This is a genomic window from Streptomyces sp. NPDC057253, from assembly GCF_042669125.1.
Lineage (GTDB): Bacteria > Actinomycetota > Actinomycetes > Streptomycetales > Streptomycetaceae > Streptomyces.
Genome location: NZ_JBHUXV010000005.1, coordinates 117,373 through 132,318 on the forward strand (window position 1 = coordinate 117,373; position 14,946 = coordinate 132,318).

The window sequence follows — 14,946 nt, forward strand, 5'->3', positions numbered from 1 at the left end:
CCCGACAAACCGCTCGCCCGCCGTGCGGCCCCCGGGTGCCTGGGGAACTCTGGGGTGGAGGAGGTGGCCATGGATCCCGTCGAGGCGCTGGAGCGGATCGCCTTCCTGCTGGAGCGCTCACTGGCACCGACGTACCGCGTCCGGGCCTTCCGTACCGCGGCCCGGGTGCTGAGGGGGCTGCCCGCGGACGAGGTGCGCGAGCGGGCCGAGGCAGGCTCGCTGGAGTCGCTCAAGGGCATCGGCCCGAAGACGGCCCAGGTGGTGCGGGAGGCCCTGGCCGGAGGTGTGCCGGGCTATCTGGAGAAGCTGGAGGGCGAGTCCGGCGCGCCGCGCACGGGCGGCGGAGAGAAGCTGCGGGCGCTGCTGCGCGGCGACTGCCATCTGCACTCCGACTGGTCGGACGGGGGCAGCCCGATCGAGGAGATGGGCCGGACCGCGGCGGAACTGGGCCACGAGTGGGCCGTGCTCACCGACCACTCCCCCCGGCTCACCGTGGCCCGGGGGCTGTCCCCGGACCGGCTGCGGGAGCAGCTGGACGTGGTGGCGGCACTGAACGAGACCTGGGCCCCCTTCCGGCTGCTCACCGGCATCGAGTGCGACATCCTCGACGACGGCTCGCTGGACCAGGAGCCCGAACTCCTGGACCGCCTGGACGTGGTGGTGGTGTCCGTGCACTCCAAACTGCGCATGGACGCCCGCGCGATGACCCGGCGCATGGTGGCGGCCGTACGGAATCCGCACGCCGACGTCCTCGGGCACTGCACGGGACGCCTGGTGACCGGACGGGGGCGGCCCGAGTCGGCATTCGACGCGGACGAGGTGTTCGCCGCCTGCGCCGAGTCGGGCACGGCGGTGGAGATCAACAGCCGCCCGGAGCGCCTCGACCCGCCCCGCCGACTGCTGCGCAAGGCGGTCGAGGCGGGCGTGCTGTTCTCGGTCGACACCGACGCGCACGCGCCCGGCCAGCTCGACTGGCAGATCCTCGGGTGCGCACGGGCCGAGGAGTGCGGGGTGCCGGCCGAACGGATCGTGACCACCTGGAGCCTTCCGGAACTGCTCGGCTGGTCCCGGGACGGCCGGGTGCCGTCCCGAGTGGCGACCGCCTGACGTGGTACTCGTGCGGCTCGATCGGATAAGGAGCGGTTCATGGAACGGGCGGCAGTGTTCGACGTCGACGGGACTCTCGTGGACACCAATCACCTGCATGTGACGACCTGGTGGGAGGCATTCAGGCAGGCGGGCCACCAGGTGCCGATGCACGCCGTGCACCGGGCCATCGGGCTGGGCTCCGAGGACCTCGTCGCCCACCTGCTCGGTGACGACCGCGACAAGGACCAGGACGCCGAGCTGAGCGCCGCCCACAAGGCCCTGTACGGGCAGTACTTCGACCGGCTGCCACCTCTCCGGGACGCGGGCCGGCTGCTGCGGCGGCTCGATCGGGAGGGCTGGCGGGTGGTGCTCGCGACCTCGGCGGGCGGCGCCGAGCTGTCGGCGCTGCGCCGGGCGATCTCCGCGGACGACGCGATCACGGCCACCGCGAGCGCCGACGACGTCGAGGAGGGCAAGCCGGCCCCCGAACCCGTCGAGCACGCCCTGGAGCTGGCCGGGGTGCCGGCCGAACGGGCGGTCTTCGTGGGCGACACCGTCTGGGACATGCAGGCCGGCTCCCGGGCCGGGGTGCGCTGCGTCGGCGTGCTGTGCGGCGGCATCCCGCGCGCCGACCTGGAAGAGGCGGGCGCGCAGGCGATCTACGACGACCCGGCGCACCTGCTGGCGGATCTGGGGGACAGTTTCCTGGCATGACCTGCGGGTTCCCGCGGAACTCACAGCGGATGACTCGTGTGACCGAAGTGGTGAGGCGGCCGTTCCGGCCCGCGCACGCGCTCCAGCGGGAGGCCGGTGCCGTGGGCCGGGCGGCCCGTGCCGCCTGGCGTGGGCCCGGGCGGGAGCGCGACCTGGTGGTGCAGTCCCTGAAGGCCTCGGGCGCCGCGATCCTGGCCTGGCTCGTGGCGGGCGAGTGGATGGGCGACCCGATGGCCCTGATGGCCCCGTGGGTGGCCCTCGTGCTGGTGCAGGCCACCGTGTACAGCTCCCTCATGCAGGCCGTGCGGCAGCTCGCGGCGATCTGCTGCGGGACCGTGCTCGCGGCGGTGGCCCTGGCCGTCACCGGGAGCACCCTGGGCGCGGTGGCGCTGTCCGTGCCGCCGCTGGTGCTGCTGGCGAACTGGCCGCGCTTCGGCGACCAGGGGATCTACGGCGCCACCACCGCGCTGTTCACCCTCGCCACCGGTGCCGCCGGGGCGTCCTCCGTCGGGCACCGGGTGGGACAGGCCGCGCTCGGCGCGGTCATCGGCCTCGCCGTGAACGCGTTCGTGCTGCCGCCGATCCATCTGCGGGACGTCCGGGAGAACCTCGCGGCGCTGGCCCGGGAGGCGGGTGACGTCCTGCGCACCGTGGCCGGTGACCTGCGCGAGGGCGAGTGGGACACCCGGCGCTGGTCCCGTGCCTCGGCCCATCTGGAGCACCGCTTGCGGGCGCTGCGCTCGGCCCGGGGCTGGAGCCGGGAGAGCCTGCGGCTGACCGCCGCGCCACTGCGAGCCGTACGGCGGCCTCCCGCGCCGGTCCCGCCGGAGGAGGACGACGACCGCTGGAGCCGGGTCACCGGGCACATCCGCGCGCTCACCAGAAGCCTGGCCGTCGCCGCCGACGACGACCGCGCCCCCACCTCGCCCTCGGGGCCGGTCCTTCAGGCCTACGCCGGGCTCCTTGAGCTGATCGCCGACGCCTGCCACGCCGAGAGCCAACGACTGCTCGGGGCCGGTGACGACGTCCGTCCGGACGACGGAGCGGAGGAGACGATGCGGGAGTTGCTCGGGCAACTCCAGGACGGGCTGCGGGAGCACGCCGGGCAGGGGGCCGATGGGACGACCGTGCTGGGGACGCTGCTCCTCCAGGCCGAGAACCTCTGGAGCGAGACCGTTCCGACCGGCAAGAAGGGGTGACGCAGTTCACCTCGAATCGGCCTCTGCCGAGGAACACCACAGGGTCGTGGCCCGTTGAACAGACCGTGGGTGCGGATGGGACAGTGTCCCCGGGCCTCACCTTTTGCCCACAGGGACGATCGTTCGGCTGAAGCCCTGTGGAGCCTTTCGCCGAGAGGCGACCGCCATCCGTGCCCACCACTTGACCGCCCCGACCGTGATTCCCCCGTCCGGTCGGGGCTTCCCCTTTTTCCGGCGCTGTTCCCCGGGTCGGACTCCTGACGGGCCGGGCTTGACTTCGAGCGCGCTCCAATTCGTAGCGTTCCGGTCATGAGCACTGCACAGCACAAGATCGGTTCGGGGTTCGACGCCCACAGCACGGCAGACGACGTCCTGGCGGGCACGGACCTGTCCGGAAAGCTCGCGATCGTCACCGGCGGCTACTCGGGGCTCGGCCTCGAGACCACCCGGGCACTCACGAAGTCGGGCGCCCGGGTGGTCGTCCCGGCCCGGCGTCCCGACAACGCCTGGAAGGCCGTGGCGGGGCTGGAGGGCGTGGAGCTGGACGAGCTCGACCTCGGTGACCTGGAGAGCGTGCGCGCCTTCGCCGAGCGGTTCCTCGACTCGGGCCGCACGGTCGACTTCGTCATCGACAGCGCCGGGATCATGGCCTGCCCGGAGACCCGGGTCGGACCCGGCTGGGAGGCCCAGTTCGCGACCAACCACCTCGGGCACTTCGCGCTGGTCAACCGGCTTTGGCCGGCCATCGAGCCGGGTGGCGCCCGGGTGGTCTCGGTGTCCTCGCGCGCCCACCACTTCTCCGGTATGCGCTGGGACGACGTCCACTGGCGGACCGGCTACGACAAGTGGCAGGCGTACGGCCAGGCCAAGACGGCGAATGTCCTGTTCGCCGTCCACCTCGACCGGCTCGGCGCCGAGCGCGGGGTGCGGGCCTTCTCGCTCCACCCGGGCGGCATCCTCACCCCGTTGCAGCGCCACCTCCCCACCGCGGAGATGGTGGAGCGCGGCTGGATCGACGAGCAGGGCAACCCGCTCAACCCCTCCGGCTTCAAGAGCCCCGAGCAGGGCGCGGCCACCCAGGTGTGGGCGGCGACCTCGCCCCAGCTGGCGGGGATGGGCGGCGTCTACCTGGAGGACTGCGACATCGCCGAGCCCGCCGTCGACGGCGACCAGAGCGGCGGGGTCAAGGCGTGGGCGACCGACCCGGAGCAGGCGGAGCGCCTGTGGACGCTGTCGGCGGAGCTGACGGGCGTGAACGCGTTCGCCTGATCCGGCACCGACGGCCCGACGGTCCCTGTCGGGTTCCCTGGGGCTGCCGTGCGCCGGCGTCCCTAAAGACTGCCGAGTTCCTTCGGCCCGTACAGCGCGGCCGCCGCCCCGGTCTCCAGCGCCCAGTAGCGGTCGCCGTACGACCAGTGCCACCACTCGGTCGGGTAGTTGACCAGTCCCGCCGCGCCCAGCGCCTCGCCCAGCACGGCCCGGTTCGCCTTCGCCTCCTCGGTGATGTTGCCGGCCCCCGTGTAGCAGGCGCCCTCGCTCTCCTCCGGGTTGGCGTTCATGGCGGTGCCCAGATCGAGTTCGCGGCCGTCCGCGTCGACGAGGGTGAGGTCGACGGCCGCGCCGGCGCTGTGCGGGGCTATCTCGGGCGGGGAGACGTAACGGCTGGCCGCGGTCCTGATCCGGTCCGCGGACCAGTCGGGGTGCGCGGCGCGCAGTTCACCGGCGTACTGCTCGAAGTACTGCCGTTGCAGGGCGGGCGGCCGGTAGCCCTCCACGAAGAGCAGCCGCAGACCGCCCGGCAGCAGGGCCTGGGCGGCGAGCAGCCGGTCGAGGACGCCCTGGCGCAGATGAACCTCGGCGCCGTGGGAGTCCTCGTGCTTGCGGTCGTCGACGAGGAGGTGGTCGCGGACGTCCACCAGGGGTTCGCCGTTCTCCTCGACGGGCACGGCGGCGACCCGCGCGTCGGACATCAGGATGATCTCACTCATGGGCCGATCATCTCGCGGCCGCCGGCCGGGCCGTGCACCGCGTGCATCGCCGGAGCGCGGGTACTCGGGCGGCTTCCCGCCCCAGCGGCCCGAAGGAGCCGAAAGTGAGCACTTCAAGCGGCAGCAGGATCGTGGTCACGGGCGCCACCGGCAACGTGGGAACCAGCGTGGTGCGCCTTCTCTCGCAGGATCCGCGGGTGGGCTCCCTACGGGGCCTGGCCCGGCGGATCCCGGACTGGTCGCCCGCCAGGACCGAGTGGTCGGCGGTCGATCTCGCGTCCGCGCAGGCGGATCTGGCCGAGGAGTTCGCGGGCGCCGACGCCGTCGTCCATCTGGCGTGGGCGTTCCAGCCGACGCACGACCCGGCGGCGACCTGGCGCACCAACGTCCTGGGTTCCATCCGGGTGTTCGAGGCGGTGGCGGCGGCGGGGGTGCCGGCGCTGGTGCACGCCTCGTCCGTGGGCGCGTACTCCCCCGGTCCCAAGGAGCACGCGGTGGACGAGTCATGGCCGACACACGGCTGGCCGGACGCCGCGTACTGCCGGGAGAAGGCGTATCTGGAGCGGGCCCTGGACACCTTCGAGCGCGACCACCCGGCGGTCCGGGTCGTCCGGATGCGGCCGGCGTTCCTCTTCAAGCGGGAGTCGGCGAGCGAGCAGCGCCGGATCTTCGGCGGGCGTTTCCTGCCCGGTCAGCTGGCCCGGCCCGAGCTGCTGCCCTTCCTGCCCGACATCCCCGGACTGCGGGTGCAGGCCCTGCACACCGACGACGCGGCGCGGGCCTACGCGCTCGCGGTGCACTCCGAGGTCCGGGGTGCCTTCAACCTGGCGGGCGAGCCGACGGTGGACGCGGAGCTGCTGGCCGGAATGCTCGACGCCCGTCCGGTCCGGCTGCCGCGCACCGCCGCCCGCTCGGCGATCGCGGCCGCGTGGGGCCTGCACCTGCTGCCCGCCTCCCCGCACCTGTTCGACGCGGTCCTGCGACTGCCGCTGATGGACTGCACACGCGCACGTACGGAACTGGGCTGGCACCCGGAGCACACGGCGACCGAGGTCCTGGAGGAGTTCCTGCACGGAATGCGGGAGGGCGCGGGGGCGCGAACGGAGCCGATGAAGGGGCGCAAGGTGGGCTGAGGCCTGGGCGGGTCGGCTGGTGGTGGGCGGGGGCGAGCGGGCCGGTGGTCGCCGAGGCCGCGCGGTCCGGTGTCAGCCGAGCCCGGGCACTCCGGTGGTCAACCGGGCCGGGCGGGCCGGTGGTCGGCTGGGTGCCGAGCGGGCCGGTGGCCGGCGGGGCCCATGGTCGGCGGGGCCGGGCGGGCCGGTGTCGGCCGAGCCCGGGCACTCCGGTGGTCAGCCGGGCCGGGCGGGCCGGTGGTCGGCTGGGCGCCGAGCGGGCCGGTGGCCGGCGGGGCCCATGGTCGGCGGGGCCGGGCGGGCCGGTGTCGGCCGAGCCCGGGCAATCCGGTGGTCAGCCGGGCCGAGTGGTCCCCGGGTTGCCCGGCCGGGTGGGCCCGTGGTCAGCCGGAGGACTCCTGCGCTCCCGGGTGTTCGGGGTGCACGGTGTCCGAGCGCTCTGCGCCCTGCCGGCCGGTGCCTGCCTCGTCGGTGTCGGGGACGTCCTCGGGCTGGTCGGTGCCGGGCTCGTCCCCGCTCGGGACGGTCGCGACCTCCCAGGGGTCCTCGCCCTCGCCGGCCTGCTGGTCCGGCAGGTCCCGCGGGATCGGGTCGCCGTTCTCGCCGGGCCCTTCGTTGCGGTGGTCCACGACGTCCTCCCTTTCGTTCACGGCGTCGCCGGGAGCGCGAGTACCTCCGCGCAGGTCGGCGAAACGTCAGCGCGGGGCACGCTCTTCCAGGGCGGCCCGCCAGGCGGGCGCGGGCCCCTCGGGGACGGGCTCGGGGCGTCTGCCGCCGCGGCCGAAGAAGTCGGCGAGCGGAAGGATGGCCGCGCCGACGGTGACCGCGTCGGGGCCGAGCCGGCCGAGCTCGACGGTGACCTTCTCCGCCGGGTACCGCAGCGCGTACGCCGTCGCGTGCCGCCGTACGGCGGGCAGGAACCGTGCGCCCAGCTGGAGCCCGGCCCAGCCGCCGATGAGGATGCGCTCGGGCTGGAAGAGGTTGATCAGGTCGGACAGCCCGGCGCCCAGGTACTCGGCGGTCTCCTCCACGACGGCGAGCGCCACCGGGTCGGCCGCGGTCCCGTCCACCGGGTGCGCGGCGGCGAGCAGCGCGCTCAGCGCGGTCTCCTCGTCGGCGCCCTCGGGCGGCCGGCCTCCCGCCTCGCGCCAGCGTTCCAGCAGCGACTCGGCGCCGGCGTAGGCCTCCAGGCAGCCGAGGGCCCCGCAGCGGCAGCGGCGCCCCCTGACCCGTACGGTCAGATGGCCCCATTCGACCGCCCGGCCGTGCTCCACCTCGGGCGTCACCAGGCAGGCGCCGACGCCCGACCCGAAGAGCACCACCACGGCGCTGTGGGCCCCGCGGCCGCCGCCGAACCACATCTCGGCCTGGCCGAGGGTCTTGGCGCCGTTGTCGATGAAGTAGCGGACGCCGGCGGGCAGCGGAGAGCCGGTGCGCAGCAGCGCCTCCAGCGGGACGGCGTCCCAGCCGATGGTCTGTCCGTGCACGACGGCCCCGCTCTCCGGGGTGTGCGCGACGATCCCGGGCACCCCGATGCCTACGCCGAGCAGCCGCTCGGGCTCGACGGCGGCCTCCGCGAGCACCTGCGCGATCCCGTCGCGGATGTGGCCTACGACGACCTCGACGTCGTAGCCATCCCCGGTCAACGGGTGTTCGGCGCGGGCGAGCTCGGTCAGCGTCAGGTCGAACAGCTCGACGCGCACCCGGGTCTCGCCGACGTCGACGCCGATCATGTACCCGCTGTCGGGGGCCACCCGCAGCAGGGTGCGGGGGCGGCCGCCGTCGGAGTCGACGCTGCCGGCCTCCTCGACCAGCCCGTCGCTCACCAGGTCGGCGACGACGTTGCTGACCGAGCCCGAGCTGAGCCCGGTGGCCGGGCCGAGTTCGAAGCGGCTGAGGGGTCCGTCGAACCAGAGGCGCTGGAGCACGGCCGTGCGGTTGGCGCGTCTGAGGTCGCGTACGGTACGTCCGTTCAAGGGATTCGCACTCCCGTGACCTGGGCGAGGGCCTCGATCTCGTCGAGGGCGGCGACGAGTTCCGGGGCCACCGCCGACTGGACCCAGCGCTCCTGCTCCACATCGACCGCCCGGGGGACCGTCTCGGTGAGCATGATCAGGTAGAGGTAGGTCCGGTAGAGGGCCAGCCGGACCCGGGCCAGGATGTCGAACTCGGCCCGGCCGCCCGCCTCCCGGTAGCCGGCGAGGAACGCCTCGTCCTTCTTGATGTCCCCCAGCAGCGCCAGGGAGACGAAGTCGGCCAGGGGGTCGCCCCAGAACATCCGCTCGCCGTCGATGAGCCCGCCGATGCGCGGCTCCCCGTCGGTGGGGCGGTCGACGAGGATGTTGCCGTCCCACAGGTCGAAGTGGACCAGCGCGGGGACGGTGACCTCGTCGAGGGCCGGGTAACCGGCCCGGACCGCGGCCGCCACCTGCTCGACGGACCGGGGCAGCCGCGCCCCGTAGTCCCGGGCGTCGTCGAGGATCGCCTCGATCATGGTGGTGAACGCGGTCCGCCAGTCGGCGGCGAGCGGCCCGAGGGCGCGGGAGGGATAGCCGAAGCCCGGCCCGGTCACCGTGTGCAGCAGGGCCACCTGGCGGCCCAGCTCCCTGCGCAGCGGCGGACGCTCGGACTCACCGACCGACGCGTCCCAGGGCTCGCCGGGGCACGCCGTCATCAGCAGATGCGCTACGGCGACGCCGGCGCCGAAGGCCACCACGTGCGGGGCCGTGACCTCGGCCTCGGCGGCCCTGCGGTAGAACTCCGCCTCGGCGACGAGGAGTCCGCGTTCGTAACGCAGGCCGGGGACGGTGGCGGCGGGCGGGACCTTGACCACATAGCGGGTGCCGTCGGTGAGACGGAGCTCCTCGACGGTGTTGTACGTGCCGCCGCTCAGGGGCCGGACCCCGGCGAGCCGATCGGGGTCGAGGCCCGCGCCCTCCAGGACCTGCCGAGCCCACTCCCAGGAGTCCACCAAGGTCTCGCCCCTTCCGTCACCCCGCGGCGTACACGTCCTCGACGTAACGCCCCTCTCGCACCAGCCTGTCGAGCCACCGAACGGCGGCCGACTCGTCGGCGTCCGGGGTGTGCTCCCGGAACAGGGTACGCAGCGCGTCCCGCACGCCGGGAGCCATTCGTGATCCGTCCCCGCACACGTACACACGGGCACCGGCCTGCAGAAGTTCCCAGACCTCGGCGGCCTCGGCAGCGATGCGGTGCTGCACGAAGCCGCTGCCCGGGACCGCGCTGAAGGCCGGGCGCAGCCGTACGGCCCCGACGGCCTCGGCGGAGCGCAGCTCGTCGGCGTGCAGGAAGTCGGCGTCCGGGGCGTCACACCCGAAGTAGCACAGCGCGGGCGGGAGTTGCTCGCCCCGGCCGAGGGCGGCGACACGGTCGGCGACCGCTCCACGGAAGGGCGCGAGGCCGGTGCCCGCCGAGATCATGACGACCGGGCCGGAGTGGTCGACGCGGAAGGCGTCCCGGCAGGGCTGGATCCGGGCCAGGACGGTGTCACCGGGCTGGACGTCGGCGAGGTACCCGGAGCCGGTGCCCCGGTGGGTGCCCTTGCCCGACCGGGCGGGGGCTTCCAGCAGGGAGACCATGAGGTCGATGTGGCCGGGGTCGGTCTGCGGCGACGAGGACACCGAGTACGGGCGCGGGCGCAGCGGCGTCAGCAGGTCGAGCAGGGCCGGCCAGTCGAGGGCGCCGCGCAGGGCGGGGTGGGTCTCGAAGAGCTCCACGAGGGTGCGCGGGTCGTCGGTGAGGGCCGCCAGCTGTGCCCGCTCGGGCGGGCAGGGGTTGGCGGCGGCCAGATCGGCGATCTGGTCGGCGGTCGGCCGTTGCCGCAACTCGACGTGGTGGGTGAGCAGTTGGCGCACGGTGAGGGGCCGGTCGACGGCGAGCCCGGCACGGCGCGGGCGGGTGGCGCGGATGTCGAGGACGGTGTCCGGGTCGACGCCGAACGCGTCGGCGGCCCGCTCGACCAGTGCCTTGTCGTGGACCGGGAGCACGGTGACGTGGTCGCCGGTGCGGTAGGTGGTGCCGGCGGGCAGGGCGAGCCGTACGAACCGCTTGAGGCGGGGGTGCCCCGGGGCGGTGAGGGCGTGGGCCGCGGTGACGGTCATCGGGACCAGGCCGTGGCGTTCGGCGAGGGCGTCGAGGGGGCCGCCGGTCAGGGTGCGGACCTCGTAGGCGGCGGTCGGCTCGGCGTCAGGGGCGGTGGCGGCGTCGGTGACGGTGGCGTCAGGGTCGCCGTAGGACGCGAGGAGTGCGGTGCGCAGGTCGGCGGTGAAGGTGCGGGCCGTGCCGGTGAGGTCGCCGGAGGCGTCACCCGCGGCGCGGTCCAGGATCCGTTCGGCGCCCAGGGCGGCGAGCCGCTCGTCGATCCGGGTCGGGACGTGCTGGTAGGTGGCGGCCCAGTTGCGGTCGCCGACGCCGAGGACGGCGTACGAGACGCCCGTCAGGTCGTGGGTGTCCGCCAGCCAGGTCGCGAACTGCCGTGCGTCGTCGGTCGGTCGGCCGTTGTAGGAGGCGGCGGTGATGACGACCGGGCGATCGGTGGGCAGGGCGTGCGCGTAGGCGTCCAGGGGTGCCACCTCGGTGTCGCAACCCAGGGCGGCGGCCTCGTCGGCGAGTCCGGCGGCGAGCTCGCGGCAGGTGCCGTAGTTGCTGCCGTGCAGGAAGAGGGCGCGGGTGCCGGGCAGGACCCGGGAGGGCAGCGCGGTGGCGGCGGCCGTGGTGGCGGCGGTCGCGGTGGCGGTGGGCTGCGGCACCGCGCCGGGCAGGGGCGCGTGGGTGCGGTCGGCCGGGGTGCGGGAGGTGAGCTTGAGGGTGAAGCCGTCCGGCTTGAGGGTGAGGGTCTCCTTCACCGTCAGGCGGTAGTCGGCGTGGTCGTGCAGGCGGTAGCGGTGGACTAGGAGGGCCAGCAGCATGGTCGCCTCGTGGAGCGCGAACTGCCGCCCGATGCAGGCGCGTTCGCCGGTGCCGAAGGGCTTGAAGGCGTGCGGGGAGCGGGCCGCCTCGGCCTCCAGGGTGAAGCGGGAGGGGTCGAACAGCTCGGGGTTGTCGCCCCACACGGGCTGCCGGTGCAGCATCGGCGCGATGACGGTGAGGGACTGCCCGGCGCGCAGCGGGATCCGGCCGCCGAGCAGGGTGTCCTCGCGGGCCTGCCGGCTGAAGGCGGCGGCCGTCGGCCACAGCCGCAGCGCCTCGTTGAGGACCTGCCGGGTATAGGTGAGCCGTCCGACCTCGTCGAAGGTCGGCTCCGGGTCGGAGGTGTCGCCCCACAACTCGTCGACCTCGCGCCGCACGAGGTCGAGCACGGCCGGGTGCTTGGTCAGGTAGTACAGGGCGAAGGACATCGCGCCGGAGGTCGTCTCGTGCCCGGCGATCAGGAAGGTGATCACCTGGTTGCGGATGTTGGTGGTGTCGAGCGTGGTGCCGTCGGCGGGGTGCGGGGCGCTCAGCATGAGGCCGAGGAGGTCGTCGGTGCCGCTCTCGCCGGAGGCCCGGCGGGCGCTGATCACGTCGTCCACGACCTGTGCGAGGTGGTCGGCGTTCTTCCGGAAGGCCTCGTCGGCGGCCGTGTGGTCGCCGCCCGGGGTGCGGGCGAGCCGGGTCATGGCCCACTCCAGGCAGCGCACCATCGACTCGACGAAGGGATGCGGTTCGTGCCGCTCGAAGGAGCCGAAGTCGTAGCCGAACCCGGCCAGGCCGATGGTGTCGAGGGTCATCCGGGTCATGTCGTCGGCGATGTCGACCGCCCGGCCGCCCCGGGCGGCGCGGTCCCAGGCGTCGATCATCCGCCGGGCGACCCGCAGCATCACCGGGTGGTAGGTGCGCATCGAGCCCAGCGCGAAGGCGGGCATCAGGATGTCGTGCGCCTTGGTCCAGTTCGGCTCGTCGTTGTAGGCGGTGAACAGCCCGTCGGCGGCGAACTCACGGACGTTCTCCAGCGCGGGACCGACGGCCTTGGCGAACCGGGTCTCGTCGGCGAGTTCGGTGACGAGGCCGAGATCGGCGACGAAGGTGACGTCCCGGCCGTGCAACCGCCGTACGAGCAGCGGGCCGTGCTCGCGCATCAGCGCCATGGCCTGCTGGAGCGGGATGCGGCCGGGGCCGGTGGCGGAGATGTCGACGACGGGGAGGCCGGTGGGGGTGGGGTGCGCGGTGGGGGGCATGGCGCGACAACTGCCTTTCGCGGTACGGGAGTACTGCGATCCAGGCTGGTCGACAGGCCACGGCCGCCCGGTCCGGCGCCCTACATGATCGTGTAGTCGAAAGCGTCCGAGAGGGCTTGCGTTGGTCCGCGGGACCACTCGACGTCCAGGTCCGGGACGAGAGTTGAGGTCGAGTGAGGACGCGGGGAGCCCCGTCGGGGCAGAGCGACCGGATGGCCCCTGCCCCGACGGCGCTGCCGTGCGTTGCGGCTCAGCCGAAGTTCACGTCGCTGCACCACATGTAGGCCTGGTCGAGGTGCGAGGCCTGCCAGATCACGAACAGGATGTGGTGTCCGGTGTAGCCGGAGGTCTGGACGGGGAACGTGATGTTCTGTGCCGGGGCGAAGCGGCCGGTCTGCGTGATGAAGTCGAGGTTGCCCCAGCCCAGGGTCTGGGTCTTGGGGTCGAAGCCCTGCTTGCTCACGTAGACCTTGAAGTAGTCGGCACCGTGGGACGCCTGGTCGTACAGGTTAACCGAGAAGTTCTTGCCGATGGTGGTGGTCTTCCACGGTCCGGGCTTGTCCAGGCTGCCGTTCCTGGAGAGGTTGTTGCTGCAGAGCGTCCCGTCGGGGGTCCGCGCCTGGAACTGACCTCCGAGGCCGTCGCGGAGCGCGCTCATCCAGTTCCACATGGTGTCGGGGTTGGCCTGGAAGGCCTGCCAGCACATGGGGTCCTGGGTCTGCATGGCCGGGTTCATGTGGTCGCTGCCCCACGTCTTCCAGCACTGGTAGGCGCGGGTGGCGGGACCGACGACGGTGCCGTGGGCGTGGGCGGGGGACGACCAGGTGAGGGCGCCGACGACCACGGCGAACAGCATGACGAGCGCCTGGAGAGGCCGGCGGAGGGACGCCCTTGAACGCCTGGCTAACGGACTCTTCTTGCGCATGTGGGGGGACTCCTTCCAGTTGCAAGGCTGCCATGGGAGCGCTCCCACCGTGCGGTCTTCCGAGTGAGATGTCAATGGAGCGGACGGAGTCGATTACAGGGGTGGGTGGCTAGCGGGGCGTCTGGCGGGAGAGGGGAGCAGAGTCGTTGGTCAGCGCGCGAATGCCGAGCAGTTCCTGCAATCGCCCATGGTTGAGTAGTACACGTACGTACGGGGCGTTTGTGCGGAGCGGATGGAGCTGCTGGTGGACCGGTCTCATCCAGAACGGTCCCATCCGGACGCCGTGGTCTGGCGCAACCGTGCCCTGACACTTTTCGACCGGGTCTCCGTGCCGGTCGCGGTGTGCGATGTCTACGGCGCCGTGCTGCTGGCCAATCCGGCGATGGCGACGGAGTGCGGTACGTCGCCGGGGCGGCTGCGCGGGCGGGACGTGCTGGAGCTGTTCCGGCCGCAGGAGGCGACTCAGGTGGAGCGGATCGCCGAGGCACTGCGGCTGCGGCACCGTTCGCGCTACCAGGTGTCGGTGTGCTGGCGGGCGCCGGGAGGCGGCGAGCGGTTCGGCGAGCTCACGGCGGACCCGGTGAGCGACAGCGTGGAGGAGACGCCCTCGCTGCTGGTGATGCTGCGGGTCGAGGGCGAGCGGGAGCACTCCCCCACCGCCGAGCCGGTCCGCGTCGCACCGGTCGAGGCCCGCATCCTGGCCCTGCTCGCGGCCGGTGCCACCACGGCCCACGCGGCCCGGGAGACGGGCCTGACGGTGGACGGGGTCAACTACCACCTGCGGCGGCTGTCGGCGCGGTGGGGCGCGGGGAACCGTACGGAACTGGTCGCGCGGGCCTACGCGTTCGGGGTGCTCACGACCGGCGTGTGGCCTCCGTCGGTCTCGGGCGAGTAGGCCGCGCCGGCGGATCCGGTCCGGTCCAGGCGCGGTGGCTGCGCTGGCGGCGGTGGCGGGCTGACCATCACCGCACCTTTGGAGGCGAAGGGCCGGCATGCCGCGCGCACGCCACCCGTATCTCTCTCCGTCGGGTGCGGCGCCCACCCGGGATCGACGCACACGAGTGCACGTCAGATCCGATCCTGCCCGGCCGAGTCAGGCGCCCACCCGGGCACGAGGCCGAGGCACCGCCTGCAAGGCGATGTCCACGGTGGCGTGAAGGGCCGCACGGGTCGCGCCCGCGGCCGCGTGCACGGCGTTGCCCTCGCTGACGACCATGACGTAGCGGGCGAGTGCGTGCGGGTCGGTGCCCGCGGGCAGGTCGCCCTCCTCGACGGCGCGGGCCAGACGCTGGGCGAGGGCGTGTTCGCCGGCGAGGCGGCTGTCGGCCAAAAACCGGGCGATGCGGCCGCTGTCGCCGCCCTCGGCGAGGCCGCCCTGCACCGACAGGCATCCCGAGGGGCGGTCGGGGCGGGTGAGGGCGTCGGCGTTGGCGCGGAGGAAGGACTCGATGACCGCGTAGGCCGTCGGCTCGGCGAGAGCCTCGCGGGCGTAGGCCATGTCGGCCTCGGCGTAGCGGGCGACGGCACGGTGGAAGAGCTGCTCCTTGTTGCCGAACGCCGCGTACATGCTCGTGCGGTTGATGCCCATCGCCTCGGTGAGGTCGGCGAGCGAGGCACCGTCGTAACCCTGGCGCCAGAAGACCTCCACCGCACGGTCCAACGCGGCTTCCGCGTCGAAGCCCCGGGGCCTGCCGCGTACCGCCATGACGCCCTCCTGTGTCG

At 73.5% G+C, this 14,946-nt stretch carries 13 protein-coding genes; 6 read left to right on the top strand and 7 right to left on the bottom strand.

The window, feature by feature from the left end:
- Nucleotides 1-69 precede the first annotated feature (69 nt).
- From ACFULQ_RS04475 to ACFULQ_RS04490, 4 genes are all read left to right on the top strand, one after another.
- Nucleotides 70-1,107 carry a PHP domain-containing protein gene (locus ACFULQ_RS04475; RefSeq protein ID WP_383537999.1) on the top strand — a complete coding sequence of 346 codons (1,038 nt, stop codon included), beginning with the start codon at nt 70-72 and terminating at the stop codon, nt 1,105-1,107.
- Between the two features lie 39 nt (nt 1,108-1,146).
- Nucleotides 1,147-1,803 carry an HAD family hydrolase gene (locus tag ACFULQ_RS04480; protein ID WP_383538002.1) on the top strand — a complete coding sequence of 219 codons (657 nt, stop codon included), beginning with the start codon at nt 1,147-1,149 and terminating at the stop codon, nt 1,801-1,803.
- Between the two features lie 29 nt (nt 1,804-1,832).
- Nucleotides 1,833-3,002 (top strand): aromatic acid exporter family protein, encoded by a 1,170-nt coding sequence (locus ACFULQ_RS04485; RefSeq protein ID WP_383538004.1) that lies wholly within the window; start codon nt 1,833-1,835, stop codon nt 3,000-3,002.
- A gap of 309 nt (nt 3,003-3,311) precedes the next feature.
- Nucleotides 3,312-4,271: an SDR family NAD(P)-dependent oxidoreductase gene (locus ACFULQ_RS04490; protein WP_383538007.1), complete on the top strand. Its 960-nt coding sequence runs from the start codon at nt 3,312-3,314 to the stop codon at nt 4,269-4,271.
- A 62-nt stretch (nt 4,272-4,333) separates the two neighbouring features.
- On the opposite strand, the gene ACFULQ_RS04495 is transcribed toward ACFULQ_RS04490, so the two are convergent.
- Nucleotides 4,334-4,990 (bottom strand): M15 family metallopeptidase, encoded by a 657-nt coding sequence (locus tag ACFULQ_RS04495; protein WP_383538010.1) that lies wholly within the window; start codon nt 4,988-4,990, stop codon nt 4,334-4,336.
- A gap of 104 nt (nt 4,991-5,094) precedes the next feature.
- Between ACFULQ_RS04495 and ACFULQ_RS04500 the strand changes: the two genes are divergently transcribed.
- Nucleotides 5,095-6,123 carry an SDR family oxidoreductase gene (locus ACFULQ_RS04500; protein ID WP_383538013.1) on the top strand — a complete coding sequence of 343 codons (1,029 nt, stop codon included), beginning with the start codon at nt 5,095-5,097 and terminating at the stop codon, nt 6,121-6,123.
- A 383-nt stretch (nt 6,124-6,506) separates the two neighbouring features.
- Here the strand turns inward: ACFULQ_RS04500 and ACFULQ_RS04505 are convergent, their stop codons facing one another.
- The 5 genes from ACFULQ_RS04505 to ACFULQ_RS04525 all read right to left on the bottom strand — a co-directional run bounded on the left by ACFULQ_RS04505 (nt 6,507) and on the right by ACFULQ_RS04525 (nt 13,155).
- On the bottom strand, nt 6,507-6,752 hold the full coding sequence (locus ACFULQ_RS04505) for a hypothetical protein (protein ID WP_383538015.1): 246 nt from the start codon (nt 6,750-6,752) through the stop codon (nt 6,507-6,509).
- A gap of 66 nt (nt 6,753-6,818) precedes the next feature.
- Nucleotides 6,819-8,099, bottom strand: coding sequence for an ROK family protein (locus ACFULQ_RS04510; protein ID WP_383538018.1), 1,281 nt, complete (start codon nt 8,097-8,099; stop codon nt 6,819-6,821).
- Nucleotides 8,096-9,097, bottom strand: a complete 1,002-nt coding sequence (locus tag ACFULQ_RS04515) for a phosphotransferase family protein (protein WP_383538021.1) — start codon at nt 9,095-9,097, stop codon at nt 8,096-8,098. Before ACFULQ_RS04515 ends, ACFULQ_RS04510 begins: the two co-directional genes overlap by 4 nt.
- 16 nt (nt 9,098-9,113) lie before the next feature.
- Complete coding sequence (locus tag ACFULQ_RS04520) at nt 9,114-12,299, bottom strand: cytochrome P450 (RefSeq protein ID WP_383538024.1); 3,186 nt, start codon at nt 12,297-12,299, stop codon at nt 9,114-9,116.
- A 250-nt stretch (nt 12,300-12,549) separates the two neighbouring features.
- A complete protein-coding gene (locus ACFULQ_RS04525; RefSeq protein WP_383538027.1) occupies nt 12,550-13,155 on the bottom strand; it encodes a lytic polysaccharide monooxygenase in 606 nt (201 codons plus the stop codon).
- Between the two features lie 301 nt (nt 13,156-13,456).
- Here ACFULQ_RS04525 and ACFULQ_RS04530 point away from each other — a divergent pair, with 301 nt between their 5' ends.
- A complete protein-coding gene (locus ACFULQ_RS04530; protein ID WP_383538030.1) occupies nt 13,457-14,119 on the top strand; it encodes a PAS domain S-box protein in 663 nt (220 codons plus the stop codon).
- A gap of 198 nt (nt 14,120-14,317) precedes the next feature.
- Here ACFULQ_RS04530 and ACFULQ_RS04535 read toward each other — a convergent pair whose 3' ends face one another.
- Nucleotides 14,318-14,929 (bottom strand): TetR/AcrR family transcriptional regulator, encoded by a 612-nt coding sequence (locus ACFULQ_RS04535; RefSeq protein WP_383538032.1) that lies wholly within the window; start codon nt 14,927-14,929, stop codon nt 14,318-14,320.
- Nucleotides 14,930-14,946 lie beyond the last annotated feature (17 nt).

Coding starts and splice junctions, on each gene's coding strand:
- ACFULQ_RS04475 (WP_383537999.1), top strand. CDS start 70: ATGGATCCCGTCGAGGCGCTGGAGCGGATCGCCTTCCTGCTGGAGCGC.
- ACFULQ_RS04480 (WP_383538002.1), top strand. CDS start 1,147: ATGGAACGGGCGGCAGTGTTCGACGTCGACGGGACTCTCGTGGACACC.
- ACFULQ_RS04485 (WP_383538004.1), top strand. CDS start 1,833: ATGACTCGTGTGACCGAAGTGGTGAGGCGGCCGTTCCGGCCCGCGCAC.
- ACFULQ_RS04490 (WP_383538007.1), top strand. CDS start 3,312: ATGAGCACTGCACAGCACAAGATCGGTTCGGGGTTCGACGCCCACAGC.
- ACFULQ_RS04495 (WP_383538010.1), bottom strand. CDS start 4,990: ATGAGTGAGATCATCCTGATGTCCGACGCGCGGGTCGCCGCCGTGCCC.
- ACFULQ_RS04520 (WP_383538024.1), bottom strand. CDS start 12,299: ATGCCCCCCACCGCGCACCCCACCCCCACCGGCCTCCCCGTCGTCGAC.
- ACFULQ_RS04525 (WP_383538027.1), bottom strand. CDS start 13,155: ATGCTGTTCGCCGTGGTCGTCGGCGCCCTCACCTGGTCGTCCCCCGCC.
- ACFULQ_RS04530 (WP_383538030.1), top strand. CDS start 13,457: ATGGAGCTGCTGGTGGACCGGTCTCATCCAGAACGGTCCCATCCGGAC.
- ACFULQ_RS04535 (WP_383538032.1), bottom strand. CDS start 14,929: ATGGCGGTACGCGGCAGGCCCCGGGGCTTCGACGCGGAAGCCGCGTTG.